Genomic DNA, 24,752 nt, shown 5'->3' with positions numbered 1-24,752 from the left:
TCATCGGCGTTCCCGGGTACGTGTTCACCCGGACGGTTACCTTCGCATCGTGGACCTCTCCCTGATCGTCCTCGTGGTGATCATCGCCGCGCTGGCCTTCGACTTCACCAACGGCTTCCACGACACCGCCAACGCGATGGCGACCTCCATCGCCACCGGCGCCCTCAGACCGAAGGTCGCCGTCGGCATCTCCGCCGTGCTGAACCTCGTCGGCGCGTTCCTGTCGGTCGAAGTCGCCAAGACGATCTCCGGGGGGATCGTGGACGACACGAGGATCACCCCGGTGGTGGTGTTCGCCGGCCTGGTCGGCGCGATCCTGTGGAACCTGCTGACCTGGTTGTTCGGCCTCCCGTCCAGTTCGTCGCACGCGTTGTTCGGCGGGCTGATCGGCGCGACGTGGGTCGCCTCCGGCGCCGACGCGGTGCACTTCGCCGAGGTCGTGGAGAAGATCCTGATCCCCGCCGTCGCCTCGCCGGTCGTCGCCGGGCTGGTCGCGGTCGTCGGCACCTACCTCGTCTACCGGATCACCGCGAAGGTGCGGGAGGACGTGGTGGGCAAGTCGTTCAAGCGCGCACAGGTGCTGTCGGCTTCGCTGGTCTCGCTCGCGCACGGAACGAACGACGCGCAGAAGACCATGGGCGTGATCACGCTGACGCTCATCTCGTCCGGCTCGCTGGCCCCGGGATCCGGGCCGCCGCTGTGGGTCGTGCTCAGCGCCGGTCTGGCGATCGCGCTCGGCACCTACCTGGGCGGCTGGCGGATCATCCAGACGATGGGCCGCAAGATCACCGACGTGCAGACGCCACAGGGCTTCGCGGCGGAGACCAGCGCGGCCGCCACGATCCTCGCGTCCTCGCACCTCGGCTTCGCGTTGTCCACCACGCACGTGTGCTCAGGCGGCATCATCGGCTCTGGCGTCGGACGACGGCTGGCCGAGGTCCGGTGGGGCGTCGCGGGCCGGATGGCGCTGGCCTGGCTGCTCACCCTGCCCGCCGCGGCCGCGGTCGGGGCGGTCGCCGCCGAAATCGCGACCCGTGGCACGGTCGGCACCGTCGTGGTGGTCGCCGCGCTCCTCGCCGCGGCGCTGGGCATCTGGATGTGGTCGCGGCGCAATCCGGTGACCGCGAAGTCCATGACCGAACCCGACCGAGCCGTTCCCGCGGCGGCCTGAGGAGGAGCGCCATGGAAATCGACTGGGCTTCACTCGGCAGCGTGTTCGTGGTCGCCCTCGCCGCCGTCGCGGTGGTGACCGGGCTGTTCGCGGTCGGCGTACGCGGAGTGGCCGCACGGGCCGACGCGCGCGAGAACGGCGGGACGGGCACCGCGGGCGCGGTCACGGCGGGCACGTGCTTCGTCGTGTGCGCGGCCGTGGTCGGGTACGGCATCTACCTCATCGTGGCCGCCTGAGGGCGGTGCGCGAGCACGTTGACCACCGTGCCGCCCGGATCCTCCACGAAGAAGCGGCGCACGCCCCACGGCTCGTCGGTGAGCGGATAGACGATCCGCAGGCCCCGGCGCAGCGCCTCGGCATGTGCCGCGTCGACCGCTTCCGGTTCCCCGACGTCGATGCCGACCCGCGGCACGATTTCGTCCATCCCGGCGGGCGGGATGAGGACCTGCGCGGACGGGTTGGCCGGGGCACGCAGGCCGAGCACCGGATCCTCCATCGCCACCTCGAGCCCGAGGACTTCGACGTAGAAGTCACGCGAGGCGGCGGGATCTTTTCCTTCGACGTACGGGAAGATTCTCCTGATCACCACGACATCGTCCCGCGCGGCCAGGGTCGCGGTCTTGGAAGAACCGGAACCCGCGCGTCAGCGGAGGTGTCCGGGCAGCTTGGCGAGCCGGTCGGGCGGCAGCAGGTCGCGCACCTTCGCGATGCGTGACGGATCGTCGAGCAGGGCGGCGACCTCGGGCAGCGCCGTGTCCGGGATGAACTCCAGGCTGGTCACGATCGTCGAATCCGGCAGGTGGTCGACGAACCGCGCGATGGTGACCCAGTCCTGCCGCCGGGTCAGCTCACGAGCCACCGAAACGACCACCGGCGCCGGCAGTTTCGCGATGATCCCGCGCGCCCGGCGTGGATCCAGTTCCGCGGCCACGTCGGCCAGGAACACCGGTGACAGGCGGCCGGCGATCTCCGCTCCGCGCGAGGCCTCGACCAGACCGGCGATGCGCGCGGCGAGCAGCGGGCCGAACACTCGCTCGGCCATTTTCGCCAGCACCGGCGTCGGCAGCAGTTTGCTCGCGCCCGCCATGCGTTCCAGCACGCCCAGGTGCGCGTCGAAGAGCACGGTCGTCGCACGTTCACGCAGCTCACGCAGGTCCTCGACGGGCACGTCGGCGAGGTAGGCCAGTCGTTCCCCGCCGACGCCGAGCACACGGGCCAGCTTGCGGATCTCGGCTTCCGCGGGCGTCACAGTCCGACGGCCTTCCGGATGGCGGGCCGCAGCAGCGCCGGGACGAACTTGAGGGCGTCGTTGCCGGCCTTGGCCAGCGCCGCCGCCTGCCGTCGCCGGGCGGTGCGCAGCGCGTCCGCCAGGTCCTGCTGGTGTGCCGGGTCCAGCGCGGCGACGCCCGCGGGCGGTTCGGCGCCGAGCTGCTCGGCCAGGGTGCGTTCGGCCATGCCGATCATCATGCCTAATGTCGCGGCATGACACAGGACATCGAAACGTCGCGGATCACCGTCAACGGCCTCGGCGCCCACCTCGCCCGGCCCGTCGGCGGCAGCGAATCCGGCATGCTGCTGCTGCCCATGGTCACCGGTGTCGGCGAGCAGGTCCGCGAGTGGGCGGAGGCGATCGCCGCGACCGGTGTCACCGCACTCGTGTGGGATCCGTGGCACGGTGTGAGCAGCGACGACACCTCCATCCCCGATCTGCTGGCGAAGATGCCCGAACTCGACGACGCGGTCGCGATGGACGAGCAGGGGCAGCTGCTGGACCACCTCCTTGGCGACCTCGGCTGCACCCGCGCGGGCGTGATCGGCTGGTGCCTCGGCGGGCGGTTCGCGCTCATCCTGGGTGGCCGGGATCACCGTCTCTCGGGTGTGGTGGCCTACCACCCGACGGTGCCCGGCGAGACCCCGCCGAATCACACGATGGACGCCGTCGCGCACGCGGGGCTCATCAAGGCGCCCGTGATGATGTTGTACCCCACGGCGGACGACCTGGTGCCACGCTCGCGCTTCGACGAGCTGCAGGCAGCGCTGCAGGGCCGCGCGACCGGCGCCAGCCTGATCCACGTGTACCCGGACGCGGAACACGGCTTCTCCAGTAAGACGCGGCACGGGAACCCGGTCAACGCCGAGGCGTTCGCGCTGTCCTGGCCGCAGGTGCTCGACTTCGTCCGGACGACCACGAAATCTGACTTTCGATAGATACCGCTCGCCCACGGCCGCCGGTAACGTTCCGTGACATGGGGAGAGTCTGGGGACGAGCGCTCGAAGTGCTGGCCGGTGCGCCGGTGGTGGCACTGCTGCTCTATGAGAGCAGGCACAACGCGCAGCCGTGGGAGCAGATCGGCGGTGTGGTCGCGATCGTCGTCGCGGTCGGCGTCGCGCGCCGCAGCCCGTGGTTGTCACTGACCGCTGCCGTGGCGTCCAGCACCGCGATGCTGTTCAACTTCGGCGGTCGTGTCCCGGCGTGGCCGGTGCTGCTGATGGTGCCGTTCGCCTACCTGGCGGGCAGGCGCATGGAGTCGGTGCGTCCGGCACTGGTGACCTTCCTGTCGGTGGCGGGGTTCGCCGTGCCGATGTCGCTCGCGATCGGCCGCCACGCCATGGCGGACTGGGGCGCGATGGCCGGGGTGCTGTTGTTCGCCGGGGTGCTGCCGTGGCAGCTCGGGCGGTACATGCGCACGCGGGAGGACCTGGTGCGGTCCGGCTGGCAGCGCGCGGAGGAGCTGGAGCTGCGGCAGCGGATCGTCGCGGAGGAGGCGCGGCTGCGCGAGCGGGCACGCATCGCCAGCGACATGCACGATTCGCTGGGGCACGAGCTGAGTCTGATCGCACTCCGCGCGGCCGCGCTGGAGATGTCGGGTAGCGCAGAGGCCAAGGCCCTGCGCGAGAACGCCGCCGCGGCGACCGAGCGTCTGCGCGAGATCATCGGCGTCCTGCGCGAGGATGCCGCAGTCCCGGTCGAACCGGTGCAGGGTGGCGTTGCCGGGCTGGTCGAACGCGCCCGGGCATCCGGTGTGGACATCGCGTTCGACGAAGAGCCATCTGCGCCGGGTGAGCGGGCTTCGTCCAGCACCGCGGTGCTTTCCCCTGCGTCGGCACGGGTCTTCGCCGGTAGCCATCCGTCTCCGGATGGCCGGGGTGCTTCCGGCGCTGTGGTGGTTCCACCCGGGTCCGTCCCGGAGGATCCGGCTCCGCCCATGGTCGAGCGCGCCGCGTACCGGGTGATCCAGGAAGCACTGACCAACGTCACGAAACATGCTCCCGGCGCGCGGGTCACCGTCCGCATCGCACGAGCGCCGGACGAAACCGTCGTCCAGGTGTGCAACGGCCCGCCACCGGCCGGGCCCCTTCCGGGCACCGTCTCCGGTCGCCGGGGCCTGGCGGGGCTGGGGGAGCGGGTACGGCTCCTGGGCGGAACGCTTCACGCCGGTCCCCGCGACGGCGGCTTCGAAGTGGTGGCCCGCCTCCCGCACGCGGCCGGGCCCGCGCCGGTCGACACCACCGAGTCGGAGTCGGCCCGGCAGCACGGTCAGGCCCGGCGCAAGGTGCGACGGCGCCTGGTCGCCGCGCTCGTCGTGCCACCGTCGATCATGGCCGGGCTCCTGGGCGTGGTCGGGACCGTCAACCTCTACCAGTGGCAGACCTCCGTGCTGGAACCCGCCGATTACGAGCGACTGCGCGTCGGGCAGCCCCGCGCCGAAGTCGCGGCGGTTCTCCCGGAGCGGCAACGCGACCCCCACGTCCAGGCGCCCGAGCCACCTGGAGTGACCTGCGAGTACTACGGCACCGGCCGCAGCATCCTGCAGCTGCGGTTCGACGCCTACCGGCTCTGCTTCGCCGGTGACCGACTCGTGCACAAGGAACTTCTGACCGACGTGCGAGAGGCCACGTGAGGAAAGGACTGTCGTGATCCGTGTACTGCTGGCCGACGACGAGGCCATGATCCGGGCCGGCGTGGCGGCGATCCTGTCCGCCGACGACGGTATCGAGGTCGTCGCCGAGGCCGGGGACGGCCGGGAGGCCGTCGAGCAGGCCCGGCGCACCCGGCCGGACGTCGCGCTCGTCGATATCCGCATGCCCCACCTGGACGGGCTCGCGGCGGCCGAGGAGATCCGGGGCCTGCTCCCCGAGACCGGAGTCATCATGCTGACCACGTTCGGCGAGGACGCCTACATCGAGCGCGCGCTCGCGGGCGGTGCCAGCGGGTTCCTGCTCAAGTCCGGCGACCCCCGCGAACTGCTCGCCGGGGTGCACGCGGTCGCGGACGGGGCGGCCTTCCTGTCGCCGAAGGTGGCGCAACGGGTGATCGCCCAGCTGTCCGGTGACCGCGTGTCCCGGGCCAGCACGGCCCGGGACCGCGTCACCGTCCTCACCGCCCGTGAACGCGAGGTGCTCGCACTCGTCGGAGCGGGACTGTCCAATGCGGACATCGCCGAGCAGTTGTTCGTAGTGGAGGGCACCGTGAAGGCTTACGTCAGCACCATTCTCGGCAGGCTCGGCGTCCGTAACCGGGTCCAGGCCGCGATCATCGCCTACGAGGCGGGGATAGTGCCGTGAACTCACGCATCACGGCGCCGCAGCACCTCGTGGCCCACGGCGAGCGCCGCGGCGGTCCATGCGGCGAGGATCAGCAGCCCGGCCCACGACGGGTAGGGCGGGACGGACCCGGAGACCGGGTTCGGCTGCCCGGACGCCACCAGTGCGCTCGCTCCGGCGACGCCAGGCATGTAGTCGGCGACACCAAGACCCAGCGAACCGAACACCATCGCCGACATCAGCATCACCAGGAACGACACGGTGATGCTGACCGCGACGCTCCGCAACGCGGTGCCGATACCGAGGCTGAGCACGCCGGTGAGCGCGAAGTAGGCCCCGTTACCGGCACATGCCTGGATGACCTCACCGGCAGAGGCTGGGCGGCCGTAACCGTCCATGAGTGGTGTCGCCACCGCGATCGCCACCGCTGCCGCGACGATTCCGAGCACGAACAACACGGGCGCGAGCACCGACGCCTTCGCCGCCAGCATCCGGTGCCGCACCGGCACCCACTGCAGCGTCGCGCGGATGCTGCCCGTCGCGTACTCGCCCGCGATGAACAGGCTCGCCAGCGCGATCACCGCGCACTGCGCGAGGAAGAAGGTCCCGCCTGCCACCAGCCCCGCGGCCGACTCCTCGGTGTCGCGGTTGTAGGCCAGCGAGGTAGCCGAGGGCACCACGACCACCAGCATCAGCACCACGGCCCCGGCCAGGCCCCACCCGGTCGAGCGGACCGACCAGAACTTCGTCCACTCGGAACGGATCGCCGCGGTCGTCGTCATCGCACACCCACCGTCCGCGCGGAGTCCGCGCCGTACTCGACCGCGTCCGCGGTCAGTTCCATGTACGCCTGCTCCAGTGAGGCCCGTTCCTCGCTCAGGCCGTGCAGCCGGACACCCAGCTCGAAGGCCAGGTCACCGATCGACTCCACCGACGCGCCCGGCACCAGCAGCGAATCGCCCTCGACGTGCGCGCCGGGAAGTCGCCCGGCCAGCCGCCGACGGTCGCCGGGGACCGCGCAGCGCACCCGCACGCTCGAACCGCCGGCGAGTAGTTCGTTCAGCGGCGCGTCGGCCAGCAGGCGGCCACGTCCGATGACGAGGAGGTGGTCCGCGGTCAGCTGCATCTCGCTCATCAGGTGGCTGGAGACCAGGATCGTGCGGCCCTCCGCCGCCAGCGACCGCACCAACTGCCGCACCCACCGCACGCCGTCCGGGTCGAGCCCGTTCACCGGTTCGTCGAACAGCAACACCCCGGGGTCGCCGAGCAACGCCCCGGCGATGCCGAGCCGTTGGCCCATGCCCAGCGAGAACTGCCCGGCACGCTTGCCGGCCACATCGGACAGGCCGACGGTGGCCAGCACCTCCTCGACCCGCCGGTCGGGAATGTCGTTGCTGCGTGCCATCGCCAGCAGGTGCTTGCCCGCCGAGCGGCCCGGGTGCAGGGCCTTGGCTTCCAGCAACGCGCCGACCGCGCGCAGCGGCCACCGCAACTCGGCGTACCGCGTGCCGTCCACGAGTGCCTCGCCGGAGGTGGGCCGGTCGAGGCCGACCACCATGCGCATGGTGGTCGACTTGCCCGCCCCGTTCGGGCCGAGGAAGCCCGTCACCTTGCCCGGCTCGACCGCGAAGGTGAGCTGGTCGACGGCGATTCTTTCGCCGAAGCGCTTCGTCAGCGCCCTTACCGTGATCATGCGCTCGAACGTAGGTTCCGGACACGCCCGGGCACATCTGCCGAAGGGTATCCGGCCACCTGCACTTTCGGCAGGGCAGAATGCGGCGCATGAGTTTTCGGCGCAGGGTGAGCCCGCTCGACCTGGCCATGCTGACGCTGGCCGTCGTCTCCGTCGGCCTGGTCGTCTACGTGACGTTCTTTCCGCACTCACCGCAGACCGCGCACCGCATCTTCGTCATCGACGCCTCGATCTGCGGGGTGTTCCTGATCGAGTTCCTGTACCGGTGGTCCCGCGCCCGATGGGACAAGCGCTTTCCCCTGCGGAACTGGTACGAGATCCTCGGCATGATCCCGATCGCGCACCCAGCGCTGCGCAGCTTCCGTCTGCTGCGGATCGTCATCGTGGCCGTGCGGCTGGCCCGCACCGCGGACAGGGCGTTCGGCGAGTTGTTCACCCAGCGTCTGGTCGAGCGGATGTCCCGGCCGATCGTGCTGGCCATCAAGAAGCCGATCACCATCGCGGTGCTCGACGAGGTCGTCAAGGTCATCGAGACCGGCAACTACCCGGAGAACCTGGCCCGCTCGCTCGGCGAAAATCAGGAGATGCTGCGCGCCATCGTCACCGAGAAGATCAAGGCCGACCGGCAGGCGGGCCGCCTGTCCCGCCTGCCCTTCCACGACGAGGTCCTCAGGTCCCTTGTGGACACCACGATGCGTGTCATGCTGGAGGTGCTGATCGATCCACGCACCGAGGCGTTCTTCGCCCACGTCGTGCGGGAGAACCGGGAACAGATCCGCCAGGCGGTCGTCCTCGGGCTGCACGAGGACGAGGACGAGGAGCTGGAGGGCACACTGCCGTCGCCGCCGGAGCGTTCCTACGGCGCATGAGGGTCCGCGGGCCAGGCGTGCTTGGGATAGCGCCCGCGCAGCTCGGCCCGTACCGCGGGATAGCCGTTCGCCCAGAACGATTCCAGATCGCTGGTGACCGCCGCCGGCCGTCCGGCGGGGGAGAGAAGGTGCAGCACGACGGGCACGCGCCCGCCCGCGACCTTCGGGGTTTCCCGCCAGCCGAACGCGAGCTGCAGCTTCACCGCCAGCACCGGGCTCCCGGTCGAGTAGTCGATGCGGAAGCGGCCCCCGGAGGGCACCTCGATCCGGTCCGGTGCCAGTTCGTCCAGCCTGCCCGCCTCGGGCCACGGCAACAGCCGCCGCAGCGCGGCCGCGGTGTCGAGGCGGGCGAGGTCAGCGCGGCGGCGGGCCCGGGACAGTTCGGGTTCGAGCCAGTCGTCCACTCTGGACAGCAGTGCGTCGTCGCCGACCCCGGGCCAAGGCGCACCGAGAACGGCGTGCAGGAACGCCATCCGCGACCGCAGGCGATCCGCGTCCGCGGTCCAGGTCAGGATGTCGCCATCGCGCAGGCCCACGACCAGCGCCTCGCGCACGAGCGCGGGATCCGGTTCGCGCAAGGGCCGGTCACGCAGGACGATGGCTCCCAACCTCCGCACTCGCCGCGCGACCACGTCGCCGGACCAGGTCACCTCGTCCCGTTCGGTGACGAGATTCGGTGCGGCCCGCACGGCCAGCTCCTCGTCCGCTCGCGCGGCCAGCCGGATGATGCCGTGCGCGCGGCCGGGGTCGCGGGTCGCCTCCGCCACCGCGAGCCATTCCGCGTCGCCGAGCCCGCTCCCCGACGGCAGCTCGGCCGCGGTGCCACCGGCCATCAGGTACACCGGCGAGTCCGGGCTCCGCCGACGTGCCAAGCGCTCCGGATGCGCCAGCGCGACGACGAGCGCCGGATCGGGCGCGTTCGGCGTTCGCGGTGAACGTGTCGACGAAGCCACCGGGTTGGCGGGGGACCGATCCGCGATCGGCTGGCCAAACGCGGAGCCGAGACGGGCGGTCACCAGCCGCTCCAGGCGGCGGGTGTCGGTGTGCCAGCGGGAGCCGCGGTCGTCACGGAGACGGCGCAGCTCGGCGTCCACGTCCGCCAGGGTGCCGCCGGCATCCATGAGTGCCACCACCTCCGCCGCATGGCGGGGGCCGACCTCGGCGGCGCCGTCGAGCAGGGCACGCGCCAGGCGTGGGTGCAGGCCCAGCTCGGCCATGCGACGGCCCCGGTCGGTGACGGTGTCGCCGTCGAGGGCGCCGAGGGTGCGGAGGAGGTTCTGGCCCGCCGCCAACGGCCCGGCCGGCGGTGCGTCCCACCAGGACAACCCGGCGCCGTCGGGCGTCGACCAGCAGGCCAGCTCCAGTGCGAGCCGGGACAGCTCGGCGGTCCGGATCTCGGGCTCGGGGTAGGCGGGCAGACCCGCCTGCTCGTGTCGCGGCCAGCAGCGGTACGCCCGTCCCGGCGCCTCGCGGCCGGCGCGCCCGGTGCGCTGCTCGGCCACCGCGGCCGAGACCCGTACGGTCGCCAAGCCGGGCAACCCCCGGCGGTGGTCCACGCGCGGAACACGGGCCTGCCCCGAATCGACGACGGCCCGCACACCCGGCACGGTCAGGCTCGATTCGGCCACCGCCGTCGCCAGCACCACCCGGCGGCGGTCACCGGGCCGCAACGCCGCGTCCTGCCTGCTGGGTGACAGCCGACCGTGCAGTGGCAGGACGTCCACACCGGGAAGGTCGAGCATTCCGGCCACCCGCGCGATCTCACCAGCGCCGGGGAGGAATGCGAGAACATCGCCGTCCCCCTCGGCGAGCGCCTTGCGCACCGCGCGGGCCACGCACGCCTCCGCCCGTTCGCCTCGCGCGGGCGGGACGTACGTGGTCTCGACCGGGTACGTCCGGGCGTGTGCGGTCACCACCGGGGCGCCGCCGAGCAGCTCGGCCAGGCGTCCGGACGCGACGGTCGCTGAGGTCGCGAGCAGCCGCAGGTCGTCACGCAGGCCGCCGCGGACGTCGAGCAGAAGCGCGAGCAGCAGGTCGGCGTCCAGGTGGCGTTCGTGGCACTCGTCCAGCAGGACGGTCGCGACACCCGGTAGTTCGGGGTCGTTCTGCACGCGCCGGACCAGCAGCCCCGAGGTGACCACCTCGATGCGCGTGCGGCGGGACACCTTCCGGTCACCGCGGACCGAGTAGCCGACGCTTTCGCCGACGGGTTCACCCAGCAGCGCGGCCATCCGGGCGGCCGCGGCGCGTGCGGCGAGGCGGCGCGGCTCGGCGACCACGATCCGGCCGTCCGCCCGGGTCATCAGATCCAGCGGGACGACCGTCGTCTTGCCTGTTCCGGGCGGTGCGACCAGTACCGCTGTGCCGTGGGCGTCCAGTGCGGTGGCGAGATCGCCGAGTACCGCGCGGACGGGAAGATCGGGCAGGTTCATGGCGGGAGCCACCGTAGCCCGCGGCCGGACATCACGTTCCTGGTCACCCGGTCGTATGGCGTTCGCCCGCGAGCGGCGGACCTCACAGGTTTCTCAGGGCGGGCCGTTAGCCTGGGACCGTGTTCCGCCCGTCCCCCTCCGTGCTCGACGCCGTCGGCACCCTGGTGCGGCTCGGTCTGGCCGCGGTCTGGCTGGTCTCCGGGGTCGCCAAGATCAGCGATTCGGGGCAGACGTACCTGGCCGTCAAGGCCTACGACGTGCTGCCCGGGGCGCTGCTGCACCCGGTCGCGACGGCGTTGCCGTTGCTCGAACTGGCCCTCGGCGCTTTCCTGCTGCTCGGGCTGGTCACGCGCTGGGTGGGTGTCGCCTCGGCCGCGCTGCTCGTGGTGTTCATCGCCGGGGTCGCGCAGTCGTGGGCGCGGGGCCTGACCATCGACTGCGGCTGTTTCGGCGGCGGCGGCGAGGTGGCGGCGGGGCAGACCCAGTACCCCCAGGAAATCGCCCGTGACGTCGGTTTCCTGGTTCTGGCCACCTGGCTGATCGTGCGCCCGTCGACCCGGTTCGCGCTGGACGGCTGGCTGCGCGGCGGGGCGCCGCGGCTCGAGACCGAGGAAGAGAGGATCTGAAGAACGTGGGTGGAGCGGAACGGTCCGCGCGCAAGCGCCGCCAGCAGCAGAACGCGGGGGCCAGGGCGGTGACGCAGGCCCGTGGTGGTGGCGGCCCCGGCCGGAAGACGATCGTGTCGGTGATCGCCGTGGTGGTGCTCGCCGCACTGATCATCGGCGGGGTGGTTTGGACGAACGCGTCGAAGAACAAGACCGAGGGCACCACCATCGCGCCCCAGACGGCCTCGGCGGCGCTGGACACCGCGGACGAGCGGCAGGGCGCCGTGGTGGTCTCGGGGAACGCCGACGCCAAGGTGAAGCTCGACATCTGGGCCGACTTCCTGTGCCCCTACTGCGGTCAGCTCCAGCAGCAGTCCGGCAAGCAGATCGAGGAGCAGATCCAGGCCGGGACCGTGCAGGTCACGTACCACATGATCCCGCTGCTGGTGAACCAGTCGGACCCGGCAGGCTACTCCTTGGCCTCGGCGAACGCCGCTCTGTGCGCGGCCGACCAGGGCAAGTTCACCCCGTACCACGACAGCCTGTTCGCGTCCCAGCCCGAAGAGGGCAAACGCGGCTACGACAACGCGCAGCTGATCAAACTGGGCCAGGACCTGGGCATCACCGCGCCGGAGTTCGCCACGTGCGTGAACGGCGGCACCTACGACCAGCAGCTCAACGCGGCCCTCGCCGAGGTCGAGAACGACCCGAACTTCAAGGGCACACCGACGGTGCTGCACAACGGCACCATGGTCGACTGGACGCAGCAGAACTGGCTGACGAACCTGGTCAACCAGGCCGGCTGACGTGCACGGGGGGTCGGCCCCAGGCGGTCGACCCCCCGTGCACGAGCCATCGGGGGGTCATGTACTGTAGTCGCAGACGAGATGCGGAGTTCACCTTCGCTCCGGGGCTATGGCGCAGCTGGTAGCGCACCACACTGGCAGTGTGGGGGTCAGGGGTTCGAGTCCCCTTAGCTCCACAGTTTTCAAGATCGCCTGACCTGCGAGTTTTCGCAGGTCAGGCGTCTTTTTCCGGTAGCCCAAACTTTTGTCCATTGTGGATCTCGCTTCAGTTACCCTTCAGTAACTGGGGCAAAACTGGGGCAGTGGCTGATTTTGGGCGAAATGGGGTCACGCGAACTGCCCCAGGTTGTTCACCCATTCGGGTGTTGTTGTCAAGGTTTCTTCTGGTGGCGCCCGGTTGATGCGGGCCTGTGGCAGCCGGGCATCCTTGTCCAGTCTCGATTCGGCGTCGGCTGGTTTCGGTTGCGGCCGGAGCCAGCGAGGGTCCGGGGACAGCCGCGGTCACGTCGACGGTCAGCATCTGAGTGGGCGGCCGCTGGCAACGCAGGGCGTGTGGTTCGCGGAGTGGTCAGGACCGATCGAACCGGAGCGGGCGTTGAGTGCCCCCACGGTTCTCGCCGAGGTCGAGTTGCACCTGTTGGGGCGAACGCGGGTCACCGAAGCGAATGAGGAACAGCCGCAGACTGATCTAACCGCCATGCTCGGGTGCCGCGTAGTCCCGCTTGGAACGGGGTAAGTCGCGCGTTTCGACGTACGCGCGCAGGCCGATCCAGGTCTCCGATTGAGCCCCGTTGCTCACGCAGCACTCGACACGACGCCGCGACTCTGTTCGCCACTAACGATCGCGAGAAATTCAGCCTGGCCTGCGCAGACAACCTTGCGCGGCACTACCTGACACCGTTGGTGCGCGAAACCCAGGGATTGAAAGCCCACGGGCTCGGTCGTGGTGATCTTGAAGCGTTCTTTGTTTGCAGGGCTTCTACCTGCGACTTCGGCGAATTCAAGGTCATGTTTGCGTTTGCGAACGGTTAGTCTGGGCTTCGTTATGTCTCCGTTCTTTCTGCTGTGCTCAATCGGGGGCGCGACACGGGCTGACCTGGTTAGTCCTGCCGCCCCTGATCGTCGCTGCCCGGGCTTGACCAGCCGCTCCACACGAATCCGGCATCGCCGAAAACGTAGGCGTGTGGCATACGGCTCTCGCCCTAAACTGGCACCGGTCAGCGAAACCGGTGGGTGGAGGGGTGAGGGTGTGCCATACGCCGTGTGGCTGGAAATGACAGCACCAGAGCCGATTGCGGACGCGGCGGCCGGGGCGCAACTGCCGGGGCTGATCGTCGACTTGCTGAAGGCCGGTTGGGACGTACCCGCGGTCCCATGGCTCGACCACGAAGACGACCCTTCCCTTGCCGACGAGGACGACACTGACGACGGTCCCGGCCTTCTCGATATGCGGGTGGTGGGATATCGCGACGGCGCCATGATTGGTCTCGCGGTCGACACCGATGTCTTGGAGATCGCCACGGCCATCGGGGCGAGCCTCGGCCGTCACCTCGCTGACGCTGCACCCGCACTGCTGGGCTGGACGACCGAATCGCTACGCGCCGTCAAACTGGCCGCCCCGGACGCCGACGGTGACTGGCTACCGCCGCTGCCCGAGGACGGTCCGCGATTCTCAGTCGCGGAACACCTTCGCGACGACTTACTCGGAATGGCCGCCCAGTTCCTGATCGCTGGCGCCGTGCGCGAGCTGCACGACCCTACCGGCGAAAGCCGCTATACCCCGGAAGCGGTCGATGCAGCCGACCTCGTTGCCGGTGCCGAGCAACACCCCTGGGGTCGGGAACTGGCGGGTGAACTCGGCACCCTCCTGATCGCCGCCGGCCGCCACGAGGCCGTATCCGGCACCAGACGATCCCTGACCCCCCACGGCGGCGGCGATTCCGCACTGGCGCAGCAGCTGCTGGAGGCGATCCGCGCCGAGATCGACCAGCCGGCCATCGGCTACGACGACGACCGGATGCGTGGCCATGTGCTCGTCGAAGACTTCATGGAGCGCCACGACCTGCAATGGAACCGCCGCAGCGACGACCTCGACGATGACGCAGATGAACGGCGTAGCCGCGAGCAGCTCCGGGCATTGTTGTGGTCGGGACTGCGCGTCCTGGCGACCCTGACCCACGACCTCGCCGACCACGCCGAATCTCCGTGGCTCTGGCTCGCCAAGCTGGAATGCGACGACCTCAGCCCCGCCGTTGGCGTCCTCGCCGAACTCGACGATGAACGCCTCGCCATGGCTGCGGAAGACGATGACGAGGAGCTCGCTGCCGCGGCCGAGGCGCATGTGCTCGTCCGCGCAGCGCTGCTGCGTCCCGACCTGCTCGACGGCCCAACCTTGAACGAACCCGGGTCACCGTTTTCCGACATCACAGTCACTGCCGGGCCGCTGCACCACGTCGTCCACCACGCACTAATCACCCTGGGCGCCGACGCCATCGCGAAAGCAGCCGACGTCAAGAAGCAAAGCAGAATCGCGGGCCTTCTACTGCCCCCGCTACGGGCCATCGAAGCTCTCCGCGAGGACGACGACGGTCCTGACGGCGACCCCTACAGCGACCTCTACCTCGTGCTTGAGCACCTACTCCCGCCCTCGGGCAGCGCCAGCCAGCGTGTCCGGCAGGCTCGCGATGTCCTGTCGCTGATCACGGCCGCGGCGGCCGCCCAACCCGACACGCCGGCTCGGATCGCTCGCGAGCTGTTCCTCGATCCCGCCGCAACAGCCTGCGTCCTGCTTTCCACCGATGACGAAAACCGGACAGTGCAGCGCCTGCGCAGTTACATCCTCATCGCCGCAACCGCTCTCGACCCCGCCGTCGCCGGAAGCTTCGCAGCCGACCTGCCCGCCTTGCGCAGCAACGACCCCCGCGACGAACCTGCCCTCCGCAACGAGATCAATATCTGGTGGAGCCGCACCGTCGAGGTCCTTCGGCGCCTGCCCGCACTCCTCCGCGAACAGCCACCGTGCCCCGACCCGGGAGCAGCACTGTTCAAGTCGGCAGTGGCAGATGAAGGCGAACCGGCCGGGGCACTCGACGGCTTGCCCACAACCCACGCTGCGATCGCCGTTGCCCAAGCCATCTCAGCGATCAGCATCGCGCTCGACGATCCCGACTTTCCTGCCGAAATCTTACGGTGACCCGGCCCGAAACCGGCTGGAAGCTGAGGCGGGCCACTGTCGAGGACTATCCCGGCACGGACACCGGCGCCGCACTGTGGCCAGCGGCTTTGCGTCGGCGGAATCGCCCCGTGACCTGCCGCGTACCGTCGGCGTGGACGGTGTCCCGCCCGCGCTGACCGGCGACAATGCCGAGAACAAGCCCGTGGGCGTGGTTGGCGGGATCACCGGAACGGGCGCATGCTCAAAGTCCCTGCCGAAGCACACGAGGGGGAACCGCATTGAGCACCGCGACCACCGCCGAGGTCCGCACCGGATTCGGCGCAGCGATCCTGCTGGGCATCGGCGATGACGACAACGTCGCCTGCGTCGCCGAACACGATGCCGCCACTGAGGACGAGGCCCGCTGCTGGATCGAGCAGACCCTTCCCACCGCCGCGATGCCAAACTGGGTCCACCAGCGCCCTCACGGCACGGCCGGAGCCTTCCTGTTCGCCATCTACGCCGAAGGCATACGCGTCCACGACGGACCGGGCGAATCCCACTGGGAGAACTACCCGGACGACGCACCCGAACACACCGCCGACCTCATCGACGGCACCGTGCACTGGTGGCCCCGCGCGGACATACAGCGAAAGCGACACATCCCGCGCGGCGGCTGTCGCGACGGTTCCGCTGCCTAGACTGCTGCCGATGGCACCTACCGGATCGAAGTCGACGTGCCTGGCGATCGTGCGAGGGAACTCGGGATCGGGCAAGAGCTCCGTCGCGCTGGCCGTCCGGTCCCGCCTCGGCCGGACCTGCGCCGTCGTGGCCCAGGACGTCGTCCGGCGGACCATCCTCAAAGAACGTGACGTGCCCGGAGGCGTGACTCGTCTCGACCGTGGCGCGCCATGCCCTCGACAACGGCTTTCACGTCATCGTGGAAGGCATCCTGCACGCCGAGCGCTACGGCGACATGCTCGCCGACCTCGCCGCCGATCATCGCGGCCGCACCGGCGTCTACTACTTTGACGTCTCGTTCGAGGAGTCGCTGCGCCGGCACGCGACCCGTTCGCACGCAGCCGAGTCGGTCCCGAACACATGCGCGAGTGGTACCGCGAGCGGGACCTGCTCGGACTCGACGGCGAGCAGCTCGTCCCGCCGACCTTCAGCCTGCAGGACACCGTCGGGCACATCCTCGCCGACGTCTTCGACGAGCAGCACCAACGAGCCCTGCCGTTCCGGTCGTCTTGGCGGCGCCGCCGGGGACTGACTGCGCGGTATGACTTCGGTATGCAGGCCCTAGCGAGGGTCGGCTGGAAACCGCAACGGCTCACCCTCGCCGCCGAGTTGCAGTGGCAGCTGCTGCCCGGCCGGTCCTGTTCCCGGCCCGAATACCGCATCGATGCGCTACTGCAGCAGGCCTACGCCACCCTGCTGCTGCGGTTCGAACTGGACACCGGCAGAGTCGAGGTCGTCGATGCCGGATCGCCCCAGCTGTGGCTCCTCCGCGAGGAGGGTGTCGAGCCGGTGAAGTTCGAGCGGCAACTGCCCCTGGGCATGTTCGAAAACACCCGTACCACAGCCAGCACTTCCAGCTCCGACCCGGTGACCGGCTGATCGTGGTCAGCGACGGGGGCTACAGCCACGTCGGCGCGCCCCAAGACAGGCCGGACATCCTCATCGAGGCCATGCGGGACAGCCGGGACCTGCCCGCGGCCCACGTCCCGCCCGCGATCCTGCGCCGCACGGCCCGCTACCGCGACACCCTCGACCTGGCCGACGACGCGACCGTCGACCGCCAGCACCTGCCGCCGCGCAGGCCGGTCACTGCTCCTCCTCGCCAACACCGCCAGCGTCCTGCGCCCCCTGCGACTGACGGGACTCGACGAGATCCTCCCGATCACCGCCGAGCGCCCAGCGCAACCACACCCCACACTTCCTACCGCGCGATGTGCTCGGACCCCGAGCGACAAGGCCCGACGACGGTCCGGGACAGGTCGTAGTGACCCTCCGAGGCGAGGCGACGCGGTGCGCCGATCGCGACCTCCCGTCGCGGTGAGCGCTTGCCTTGAGCCCCGCTCGCTTCCTGACCTGGACCTGGTTGAGCGGGAACAGTCCGGCGCCCCGCCGGCCGACGGAGGTCGCGGCGAGTGCCCAGCGGTCCATCGAGGACCATCGCCGCCGAGATGTCGGGACAAACACGGGCGGCCGATCGTCCCGGGTGCTTCCGGACCGGCGATCATGACCGTGACGGCGTATCGCGGCGTGACCGGAGGCTAACATCGGAGGCATGCCCACGACCTACTCCAGCGAGCTGGGAGCTTACCTGCGCGCTCGGCGTGCCGCGGTCGATCCCGAGGGCGTCGGTCTTCCCCGTGGCAGGCGACGCGTCGCCGGGCTACGTCGTGAGGAGGTCGCGACGCTGGCGAGCGTGAGCGTGGACTACTACACCCGGCTCGAGCAGGGGCGTGAGAACCACCCTTCGCCGTCGTTGCTGAGCGCGCTCGGCCGGGTCCTTCGCCTCAGTCCGGACGAGCAGCTGCACCTGCATCGGCTCGCGGGTGTCGATCCCACGGGCGCTGCCGCGCCGACGAGCAGGACGATTCCCGTGGCGTTACGCCGATTGCTCGACCAGTGGCCGGTGAATCCCGCGTTCATTTTCAACGACGTTCAGGACATCCTCGCCGCGAACGCCCTCGGCGTGGCGTTGCATGCGGGATTCGAGCACACCGACAACTTCGCCAGGATGGTGTTTCTCGACCGTCAGGGGCCTCGATTCTTCGTGGAATGGGAGAAGGTCGCCGCCGGCACGGTCGCGACGCTGCGACAGACATGGGGGCGGCCGGCGGCACGAGGACGGGTCCAGCCGGTGATCGACGAGCTGCGGACGCACAGCGACGAGTTCGCACGGTTGTGGAGTTCGCATGTCGTGGCCGGCAAGTCGCACGAGACGAAGAGCCTCGACCATCCCGCGGTCGGTTCGCTCGAGCTGGACTATCACGCCTTCGAGGTGGCCGGGGTCAGCGGCCAGTACCTCCTCGTGTGCCAGGCCGAGGCCGGCAGCCACGCCGAACAGGCCCTGCGGCTGCTCGGCAGCATCGCCGCCTCGTCCCGACAACGGCCGGGACAGGCCCGCGGGGACCTGCCCGGCGAGTAGCCGCGGCGGGCCCACCCAATCAGATCGTCACACGCTCGACGATCTCGTAGTAGGCGTGCAAGTCGAGCCATTCGATGCCCGCGGCTACCTTTCCTTCTTTCATCGTCAGAATGTAGAGATAGCCATTGTGATACGGCTTGCCGTCGATGGCCCTTCCGGTGCTGTCGATACGGACGATCACGTCGTCGCCGTCGGCCCAGAGCCCGCGCGGTGTGATGGCGAGTGGTCCGTCGAGCCGGTCGAAGAGCGCTTTTTCCGCGTTCTCGTGGAGGTCCCGCAAACCGTTGTAGGTACGGGCGACGGCTCCGTGTCCGGCGATCGTCCATTCCGTGGAATCGGTGAAGAGCTCGGTGAAGAATTTCGTGAAGTCCGCTGCACCGGCGTTCAGCGCGGCCTTCACGAGCTCGATGTTGGTGTTTTCCCGAGCGGAGTACGGCATTCGTTTTCCTCGTAGCGGTTGATGGTTCGTGGGGGGTACGCGATCGATGCTAGGGTCGGCCGCGGCCGGGAGGCAGGTCGCCGCGTCACTGGGTGTGGCACACCCCCGCAGTGCCGGCAGGCGCACGCGCGGCGACCGCGTGCGGTCCTGGCCAGCACCCAGACCTCGGTTTTCGCACTGCGATCGTCCGCACGAGCGCGCCCGGCGAGCGCCGCGCCGGAACCGTTCGCGCAACCGGGCTTCGCCGCGACGCCCGCACGCTCTTCGGCCTCGTCCTCGAAACCCTGGAGTCCCTGCGCGGTCTCGCCTGGTGTCGTGGCGGCTTCGCGGTCGTGGACATGAGTGAGGGTCAGGTTTCCGGCGGCGAACAACAGGTACGCCGATGGCTGCTGTCTGGCGGCGACATCGCCGCGACCATTCGCATGCCGGCGTCGTGGACGGCTGTGGCGAGGTCGGGCTCCCGATGGTATCGGTGCTGCCGTTCGTCCCCGGCTTTGCGATTACGCACGTCACGCCCGTGAAGACGAGCGCGCACGCAGGCAGCAGGCCGAACTGGCCCAGACATAGCGGCAGCGCTCTTCGGCGACGCCGAACTCGTATCGCCGGGGCTGGTTCGGGCGACCGACTGGCACCCGCTCCCGCATCACCGCACTGATCGGTGGGACCAGGCCGCCGCCGTGCTGCTCGGTGGGGTCGCTCGTCTCACCTGAACAGGCGGAGTGCTAAGCAGTCCGGGCATGCGGTGGGCATGGACGGCTGCTGGGCGGTGAACCCGGCCGGGCCGACGCGCTCGGGGCGTTTCCCCGAGCTGTGAGCCGCGCGTGCAGGCCCTGGCAACGTGGAAGCGGCTTCGGCCGGCGTGTCGCCGTAGTAGGCGTGCTCGCGGAGTCACGGTTTCAGGATGAGCTTGCCGGTCGCCGAACCGCTTTCCAGCAGCCGATGGGCTTCGGCGGCTTCGGCCAGTGGCATGGGGTGGATCGTCGGGCCGGTGACCTTGCCCTCGGAGATCCAGCCGAGCAGCCGGCCCAGCCCACCGATCGCCCTCTCGGGGCGCAGTGCGAACCAGGCGCCCAGGTTGAACCCGGTCAGCGACTGTCCGGGCGCGGGGTCGTAGATCAGCGGAGTCAGCGCGTCTCCGTCGAGGTGTTGCCCGTCCAGCCCGGTGATTGCTCCGTAGGTGACCAGCCGGCCGAAGGGGGCGAGGGCCGACAGCGTGGCCGGAAGGTGCTTCGGGCCCATCATGTCCAATCCGACGTCGACGCCTTTGCCGTCGGTCAGTTCGCGAACCTGTGCGGGCCAGTTCTCCTGGCGGTAGTCGATGGCGTGGTGCGCGCCGTGGCGCAGCGCGATTTCCCGTTTCTCCGGGGTCGACGCGCCGGCGATGATCGTGCTCGCGCCGAGCGTCTTGGCGATCTGGACGGCGTAACTGCCGACTCCGCCGGCCGCGGCCGGGATGAAGACGGACTGGCCCTCGGCGAGGTTGGCCGTCTCGGTCAGGATCAACGTCGCGGTCAGTCCGACCGCCAGGAGGCCCGCCGCCAGATCCGGATCGACGCCCGGGGGCAACGGGATGACGTTGGACTGTCGTGCCAGCGAGAATTCCGCGTAACCGCCGTTGGCGTAGGGTCCCACCGAACCGAACACCGGGGTCCCGACTCCGACCCCGGTCACATCGTCGCCGACGGCCGCGACGGTGCCGGCCACCTCGGCGCCGGGGGTGAAGGGCAGTGGCGTCGGATCGGGATACCGATCCCCACGTCGACGTGCGACGTCGGCGAAGTTCACCGCGGCCGACTCGACGCGGATCAGCACCTCGCCTGCCGCCGGAACCGGGTCTGTGAGCTCGACGTGCTTCAGCACGTCGGCGGTACCGGTTTCGGTCATCTGGATTGCTTTCATGGGTTGGCTCCTGTTCGTTTCACATGCACAGCGGGATGCGGAACGGATTCAGATCCGCAGCAACTGCTCCGCGTTGCGGTGCGCGATCGCGTGCCGCTGGTCGTCCGGGAGATCGGCGTCGGCCAGGAAGCCCGCGACGTCGTCGCGCACGAGGTACGGGAAATCCTCGGAATGAATGATGCGGTCGGCCCCGACCTCGCCCAGCAGATAGTTCAGCTGGTTGTGGGTGTACATGCCGGAAGGCGTGATCCAGACGTGGTCGCGGTAGTAGTCACTCACATCGCGCTCGAGGTAGCGGGTCTTCGCGAACGTCCCGTCGAAGCGGTCCAGCCATCCCGCTGCGAACTCGCCCCAGTGCCCGCTCAGCAGTTTCAGGCCGGGGTGCCGGTCCAGCGCGCCGGACAGGATGAGCCGGAGGATGTGGACACCGGCCTCCATGTGCCACCCGAAACCGTGCGTGGCGAACGTGAACTGGACTGCCGCGGGCCAGTTTCCCGCGTAGTAGCCGGCCACCGCGGAGTTGTCCGGGAAGCCCGGATGCACGTAGATCGGCAGGTCCACCGCTTCGGCCGCGGAAAGGACCGGGTCGAAACGTTCGTCGTCGAGGAACCGGCCGCCGCAGGTTCCGGTGATCAGGGTGCCGACGAAACCGAGTTCGTGCACGCATCGTTTCATCTCGTCGGCTGCCGCGGCCGGATCGTGCAGGGGGATGGTGGCGAACCCGCGAAACCTCGTCGGATGTTCGGAAATCTGCAGTGCCAAACGGTCGTTCACCCGGCGGCAGAGGTCGACGGCCTCCGGGCGGTCGAGGTTGGTGGGACTGAACGCGCCGTGCGACACCACCTGGACGTCGATCCCGGCCTTGTCCATGTGCGCGAGGCGACTGCCGCCGAGGCGCTCGGCAGAGTCCTGATCGGGCATGAACTCGTCCTGGACGAACGTGGCGAACCCTTCGTCGGGCGTCACCGGCAGCGGCCCCGAGAGCGCACGAACCTCGGCGCTGACCTCGGGATGGTGGAAGTGCTCCTCGACCGTGATGACGCGCAATGACTCCATGTTTGATAGCGTAATACAAAATATTTATTACGCAAGCAAGATGCTGCCGGGGCTCGCCGGGCACCGTCGGCCCGGCGCGTCCGCCTACCGTGATTAGCTGGTGGCCACACCTGGCCGGGACGGCGGAGCAGTGATTCGCGCGAAGGCCGAAATACCAGGAGGAAGGGGCTATGTCAGCTGCAGCACCACGTCGCGGCGGCAAAGGGGCCAAGTCCACCGAAGTGCCGCAGCGACGCGCGGCCACCCGAGAGGCGATTCTGGAGACGGCGATCGACTGCTTCGCCCGCTCCGGCTACGAAGGCACGTCCATGTCCGGCGTGGCACGCAGCGCCGGGGTCGCGCAGCCGTTGATGCATTACTACTTCGAGTCAAAGGACCAGCTCTGGCGCGAGGCGATCGGCAAGGCGTTCAGCGAACTGCTGGTGCAGCAGGAACTCAATCACGAGCTCAAGGAGTTGGACCCGGTATCGGCATTGCAGGTGCTGATCCGGCGGCACATCTCGTTCCTCGCCCGGCATCCCAGCGTCGCCCCGGTGCTGGCGAGTGAATCGCAGTTCGCGACGGACCGGGTCCGCTGGCTGACCGACACCTACATCGCACCGCTCGAGCGGCATTTCGCCAAGTTGATCGAACTCGGCCAGGAAGCGGGCCGGATCCGGGACGACCTTCCGACGCCCTACGTCGCCCGTTTCCTCGTCGGCAGCGCCTCGTCGTTCTTCATGACCGGTGCGTTGATGGATCGGATGCACGGCATCGACAACGCGGACCCGGATGCCGTCGAGACTCACGCGCGGGTCACCATCGACCTGACGCTGGGCGGCTTGCTGACCTCCCGGCCGGACTGATCACGACGGCGTGGTCACCGGCTGGTAGTCGACGACGTGGTTGCGCAGGGTGCCGATGCCCTCGACGTCGACCTCGACGACATCACCGGACCGGAGGAAGCGGCCCGTCGCCGCCCCGACCCCGGATGGCGTGCCCGTGCAGATCACATCGCCCGGCAGCAGGGTGACCATTCGCGAGATCGTCGACACGAGCTGCGGGATGTCGAAGATCAGATCAGCGGTACTGGACCGCTGCCGGATTTCGCCGTTCACCGAGGTCGTCACGCGGAGGTCCAGCGGCGACGAGAACGAATCGGTGGTGACGACTGCCGGGCCGAGTGGTTTGAACGTGTCCAGCGCCTTCGAAAGGCCGAGGCCCGGTGATCCCGGCTCACCGAAAGCGGCCGCCTGCAGGTCCCGGGCCGAAACGTCATTGACGCACGTCAGCCCGCCGACGAACTTCCACGCCTCGCCGACCGGTACCCGATACGCGGCACGTCCGATCACCACGCCGACTTCACCTTCGTAATCCACGAAGTCCGGCGCGGCCGGCGGCAGGACGATCGGGTCGCCGGGTCCGGCCGTCGGTCCACCGTCCACGCAGAAGTATGTGGGCTCAGCGGGAATCTCGGCGCCGGTCTCCGCCGCGTGGCTGCGGTAGTTGAGTCCGACCACGACAATGCGGCACGGCCTCTCCACGGGCGCGAGCAATTCGACCTCGTCGACCATGACGCGCGCCAGGACGGGCGCGGTCGACGCCTGGTCGACACCGGCTCGACACAGCGCCGCCACGTCCGGATAGGGCAGGTCGAGCAGTAGCAGGTCATCTCCGTCGCGACGAGCGAGTCCTCGCGACGTCCGGTAAAGGTGCATCTTTTTCCTTGCCCTTCCTGTGGTTGACGATCGCCGGCTCCGGCGCGGAGTGCGGGCCGGAGGCTTGACACCGGCTACGACGACATCCTAGTTTGATACTGCTATCAAGAACAATGATAGGACAGACAAACCCCACACGGAGATCGGGAGGTCGCAGTGTCACAGGAGAGGTCGCCGCAACCGGCGACGGCGGGGGCGTCCGTCAGTCCGGACCGGCTCGCACACGTCGTGTTGCGTACGACGCGATACGACGACATGGTCACGTGGTACCGGACAGTGCTGGGCGCCCGGACGTCGTTCGAGGCTCCGGGCGCCATGTGCTTTCTGACCTTTGACGAGGAGCACCACCGCGTGGCGATCGCGGGCGTGCCGACGCTGGCGGAACGCCCGGTCATGGCGGCCGGGCTCGAGCACATCGCCTTCACCTACGCCACGCTCGGCGACCTCGTGGCGACCTATGAGCGGTTGAAAAAACTGGACATCGAACCGTATTGGACGATCAACCACGGGCCGACGATCTCGTTCTACTACCGCGACCCGGACAACAACCAGCTCGAGCTGCAGGTCGACAACTTCGCCACGATCGAGGAAACCAACGAGTTCCTCACCGCGGAATTCCCCAAGAACCCGATCGGAGTGAATCTCGACGCGGACGAATTCGTCCGCCGATTCCACGACGGCGTACCGGAAACCGAGTTGCGCAAGCGGCCCGAGACCGGGACGGGCGGGCTCGACGCCGTCCGCACGATGTGAAGGGCGCGACGATGGCTGTCGGATCCGATGCCGTCCTCGACGGTGACACGCGCCGTGCGATCGAAGCACTGTCCACCGAGTACTCCTGGCTCGTCGACCACGGAAGCGCCGACCGGGCGGCGGAGCTGTTCACCGAGGACGCGATCCTGTCGACCGGGGACCGGGTGGTCAGCGGGATCATCGACATCCGCCGCCACCTCGAAGAACGGGCGCGCAATCGGGACATTCGCTCCCGCCACGTCGTATCCAACACCCGGCTGCGCGCCGAGAGCCCCGGCCGGGTGCGCGGATCGATCATCCTCACCGTCTACCGCCGGGTCGGCGACGCCGGGATTCCCCAGGTGGTCGTCGCCGATGTCGAGGACCGGTACCGGCTCGGCGACGACGGACACTGGCGGATCGCCGAACGGACGCTGACGCCGGCTTTCGTCATCGGTGAGTTCTGAGGCCCACGACTCGGTGACCGGCCGGGC

At 69.4% G+C, this 24,752-nt stretch carries 24 protein-coding genes, 1 tRNA gene and 2 pseudogenes; 17 read left to right on the top strand and 10 right to left on the bottom strand.

Annotation, left to right across the window (positions count from 1 at the left end; translation table 11 throughout):
* Window positions 1–49 precede the first annotated feature (49 nt).
* Complete coding sequence (locus tag HNR02_RS03180) at window positions 50–1,171, top strand: inorganic phosphate transporter (protein ID WP_179771727.1); 1,122 nt, start codon at window positions 50–52, stop codon at window positions 1,169–1,171.
* Window positions 1,172–1,182: 11 nt separating this feature from the next.
* Entirely contained in the window at window positions 1,183–1,407 is a 225-nt protein-coding gene (locus HNR02_RS03175; protein WP_179771726.1) for a hypothetical protein, read from the top strand.
* Here the strand turns inward: HNR02_RS03175 and HNR02_RS03170 are convergent.
* Genes HNR02_RS03170 through HNR02_RS03160 form a run of 3 tightly spaced genes read right to left on the bottom strand, consistent with a single transcriptional unit; the run spans window position 1,386 to window position 2,626 of the window.
* Window positions 1,386–1,757, bottom strand: a complete 372-nt coding sequence (locus HNR02_RS03170; protein WP_179771725.1) for a VOC family protein — start codon at window positions 1,755–1,757, stop codon at window positions 1,386–1,388. The two genes, HNR02_RS03175 and HNR02_RS03170, sit on opposite strands and share 22 nt — an antisense overlap.
* Window positions 1,758–1,814: 57 nt before the next feature.
* Entirely contained in the window at window positions 1,815–2,420 is a 606-nt protein-coding gene (locus tag HNR02_RS03165; RefSeq protein ID WP_179771724.1) for a hypothetical protein, read from the bottom strand.
* Window positions 2,417–2,626 (bottom strand): hypothetical protein, encoded by a 210-nt coding sequence (locus HNR02_RS03160; protein WP_179771723.1) that lies wholly within the window; start codon window positions 2,624–2,626, stop codon window positions 2,417–2,419. The genes HNR02_RS03165 and HNR02_RS03160 overlap by 4 nt, the downstream gene beginning before the upstream one ends.
* Before the next feature lie 27 nt (window positions 2,627–2,653).
* On the opposite strand from HNR02_RS03160, the gene HNR02_RS03155 reads away from it, so the two are divergent.
* Genes HNR02_RS03155 through HNR02_RS03145 form a run of 3 tightly spaced genes read left to right on the top strand, consistent with a single transcriptional unit; the run spans window position 2,654 to window position 5,737 of the window.
* The gene (locus tag HNR02_RS03155; protein WP_179771722.1) at window positions 2,654–3,379 is read left to right on the top strand and encodes a dienelactone hydrolase family protein; all 726 of its coding nucleotides are present in this window, start codon (window positions 2,654–2,656) and stop codon (window positions 3,377–3,379) included.
* 38 nt (window positions 3,380–3,417) lie between these two features.
* Window positions 3,418–5,073 (top strand): sensor histidine kinase, encoded by a 1,656-nt coding sequence (locus tag HNR02_RS03150; protein ID WP_179771721.1) that lies wholly within the window; start codon window positions 3,418–3,420, stop codon window positions 5,071–5,073.
* 13 nt (window positions 5,074–5,086) lie between these two features.
* On the top strand, window positions 5,087–5,737 hold the full coding sequence (locus tag HNR02_RS03145) for a response regulator (protein ID WP_179771720.1): 651 nt from the start codon (window positions 5,087–5,089) through the stop codon (window positions 5,735–5,737).
* Window positions 5,738–5,739: 2 nt separating this feature from the next.
* Here HNR02_RS03145 and HNR02_RS03140 read toward each other — a convergent pair whose 3' ends face one another.
* Window positions 5,740–6,498: an ABC transporter permease subunit gene (locus HNR02_RS03140; protein ID WP_179771719.1), complete on the bottom strand. Its 759-nt coding sequence runs from the start codon at window positions 6,496–6,498 to the stop codon at window positions 5,740–5,742.
* Window positions 6,495–7,409: an ATP-binding cassette domain-containing protein gene (locus tag HNR02_RS03135; RefSeq protein WP_179771718.1), complete on the bottom strand. Its 915-nt coding sequence runs from the start codon at window positions 7,407–7,409 to the stop codon at window positions 6,495–6,497. The genes HNR02_RS03140 and HNR02_RS03135 overlap by 4 nt, the downstream gene beginning before the upstream one ends.
* 89 nt (window positions 7,410–7,498) lie before the next feature.
* Here HNR02_RS03135 and HNR02_RS03130 point away from each other — a divergent pair, with 89 nt between their 5' ends.
* The gene (locus HNR02_RS03130) at window positions 7,499–8,278 is read left to right on the top strand and encodes an ion transporter (protein ID WP_179771717.1); all 780 of its coding nucleotides are present in this window, start codon (window positions 7,499–7,501) and stop codon (window positions 8,276–8,278) included.
* Here the strand turns inward: HNR02_RS03130 and hrpB are convergent.
* Window positions 8,266–10,710: an ATP-dependent helicase HrpB gene (hrpB, locus tag HNR02_RS03125; RefSeq protein WP_179771716.1), complete on the bottom strand. Its 2,445-nt coding sequence runs from the start codon at window positions 10,708–10,710 to the stop codon at window positions 8,266–8,268. The two genes, HNR02_RS03130 and hrpB, sit on opposite strands and share 13 nt — an antisense overlap.
* A gap of 119 nt (window positions 10,711–10,829) precedes the next feature.
* On the opposite strand from hrpB, the gene HNR02_RS03120 reads away from it, so the two are divergent.
* From HNR02_RS03120 to HNR02_RS03085, 7 genes and pseudogenes are all read left to right on the top strand, one after another.
* A complete protein-coding gene (locus HNR02_RS03120) occupies window positions 10,830–11,336 on the top strand; it encodes a MauE/DoxX family redox-associated membrane protein (RefSeq protein ID WP_179771715.1) in 507 nt (168 codons plus the stop codon).
* A 5-nt stretch (window positions 11,337–11,341) separates the two neighbouring features.
* Complete coding sequence (locus tag HNR02_RS03115; protein WP_179771714.1) at window positions 11,342–12,121, top strand: DsbA family protein; 780 nt, start codon at window positions 11,342–11,344, stop codon at window positions 12,119–12,121.
* A 103-nt stretch (window positions 12,122–12,224) separates the two neighbouring features.
* Window positions 12,225–12,297: transfer RNA gene (locus HNR02_RS03110), tRNA-Ala, on the top strand.
* A 1,073-nt stretch (window positions 12,298–13,370) separates the two neighbouring features.
* A complete protein-coding gene (locus HNR02_RS03105) occupies window positions 13,371–15,314 on the top strand; it encodes a hypothetical protein (protein ID WP_179771713.1) in 1,944 nt (647 codons plus the stop codon).
* Window positions 15,315–15,574: 260 nt separating this feature from the next.
* Window positions 15,575–15,976: a hypothetical protein gene (locus HNR02_RS03100; RefSeq protein WP_179771712.1), complete on the top strand. Its 402-nt coding sequence runs from the start codon at window positions 15,575–15,577 to the stop codon at window positions 15,974–15,976.
* 400 nt (window positions 15,977–16,376) lie between these two features.
* Window positions 16,377–17,281: pseudogene (locus HNR02_RS36720) on the top strand (SpoIIE family protein phosphatase).
* Between the two features lie 287 nt (window positions 17,282–17,568).
* Window positions 17,569–18,435, top strand: a complete 867-nt coding sequence (locus HNR02_RS03085) for a helix-turn-helix transcriptional regulator (RefSeq protein ID WP_179771711.1) — start codon at window positions 17,569–17,571, stop codon at window positions 18,433–18,435.
* A 19-nt stretch (window positions 18,436–18,454) separates the two neighbouring features.
* On the opposite strand, the gene HNR02_RS03080 is transcribed toward HNR02_RS03085, so the two are convergent.
* Window positions 18,455–18,835: a nuclear transport factor 2 family protein gene (locus HNR02_RS03080; protein WP_179771710.1), complete on the bottom strand. Its 381-nt coding sequence runs from the start codon at window positions 18,833–18,835 to the stop codon at window positions 18,455–18,457.
* A gap of 584 nt (window positions 18,836–19,419) precedes the next feature.
* Here HNR02_RS03080 and HNR02_RS36715 point away from each other — a divergent pair.
* Window positions 19,420–19,584, top strand: a pseudogene (locus tag HNR02_RS36715) (SAM-dependent methyltransferase); the annotation flags it as partial.
* Between the two features lie 178 nt (window positions 19,585–19,762).
* Here HNR02_RS36715 and HNR02_RS03070 read toward each other — a convergent pair.
* A complete protein-coding gene (locus HNR02_RS03070) occupies window positions 19,763–20,773 on the bottom strand; it encodes a quinone oxidoreductase family protein (RefSeq protein ID WP_179771709.1) in 1,011 nt (336 codons plus the stop codon).
* A gap of 48 nt (window positions 20,774–20,821) precedes the next feature.
* Window positions 20,822–21,829 (bottom strand): amidohydrolase family protein, encoded by a 1,008-nt coding sequence (locus HNR02_RS03065; protein ID WP_218902620.1) that lies wholly within the window; start codon window positions 21,827–21,829, stop codon window positions 20,822–20,824.
* A 170-nt stretch (window positions 21,830–21,999) separates the two neighbouring features.
* Between HNR02_RS03065 and HNR02_RS03060 the strand changes: the two genes are divergently transcribed.
* Complete coding sequence (locus HNR02_RS03060; RefSeq protein ID WP_179771708.1) at window positions 22,000–22,674, top strand: TetR/AcrR family transcriptional regulator; 675 nt, start codon at window positions 22,000–22,002, stop codon at window positions 22,672–22,674.
* Here HNR02_RS03060 and HNR02_RS03055 read toward each other — a convergent pair whose 3' ends face one another.
* Window positions 22,675–23,526 carry a fumarylacetoacetate hydrolase family protein gene (locus tag HNR02_RS03055; protein WP_179771707.1) on the bottom strand — a complete coding sequence of 284 codons (852 nt, stop codon included), beginning with the start codon at window positions 23,524–23,526 and terminating at the stop codon, window positions 22,675–22,677.
* A gap of 156 nt (window positions 23,527–23,682) precedes the next feature.
* Here HNR02_RS03055 and HNR02_RS03050 point away from each other — a divergent pair, with 156 nt between their 5' ends.
* Window positions 23,683–24,279, top strand: coding sequence for a VOC family protein (locus tag HNR02_RS03050; protein WP_218902619.1), 597 nt, complete (start codon window positions 23,683–23,685; stop codon window positions 24,277–24,279).
* 11 nt (window positions 24,280–24,290) lie between these two features.
* Window positions 24,291–24,725, top strand: a complete 435-nt coding sequence (locus tag HNR02_RS03045) for a nuclear transport factor 2 family protein (RefSeq protein WP_179771706.1) — start codon at window positions 24,291–24,293, stop codon at window positions 24,723–24,725.
* Window positions 24,726–24,752 lie beyond the last annotated feature (27 nt).

Origin of the sequence: Amycolatopsis endophytica, assembly GCF_013410405.1 — a bacterium.
Classification (GTDB): Bacteria; Actinomycetota; Actinomycetes; order Mycobacteriales; family Pseudonocardiaceae; genus Amycolatopsis_E; species Amycolatopsis_E endophytica.
This window is presented reverse-complemented; position numbering and strand designations above follow the sequence as displayed.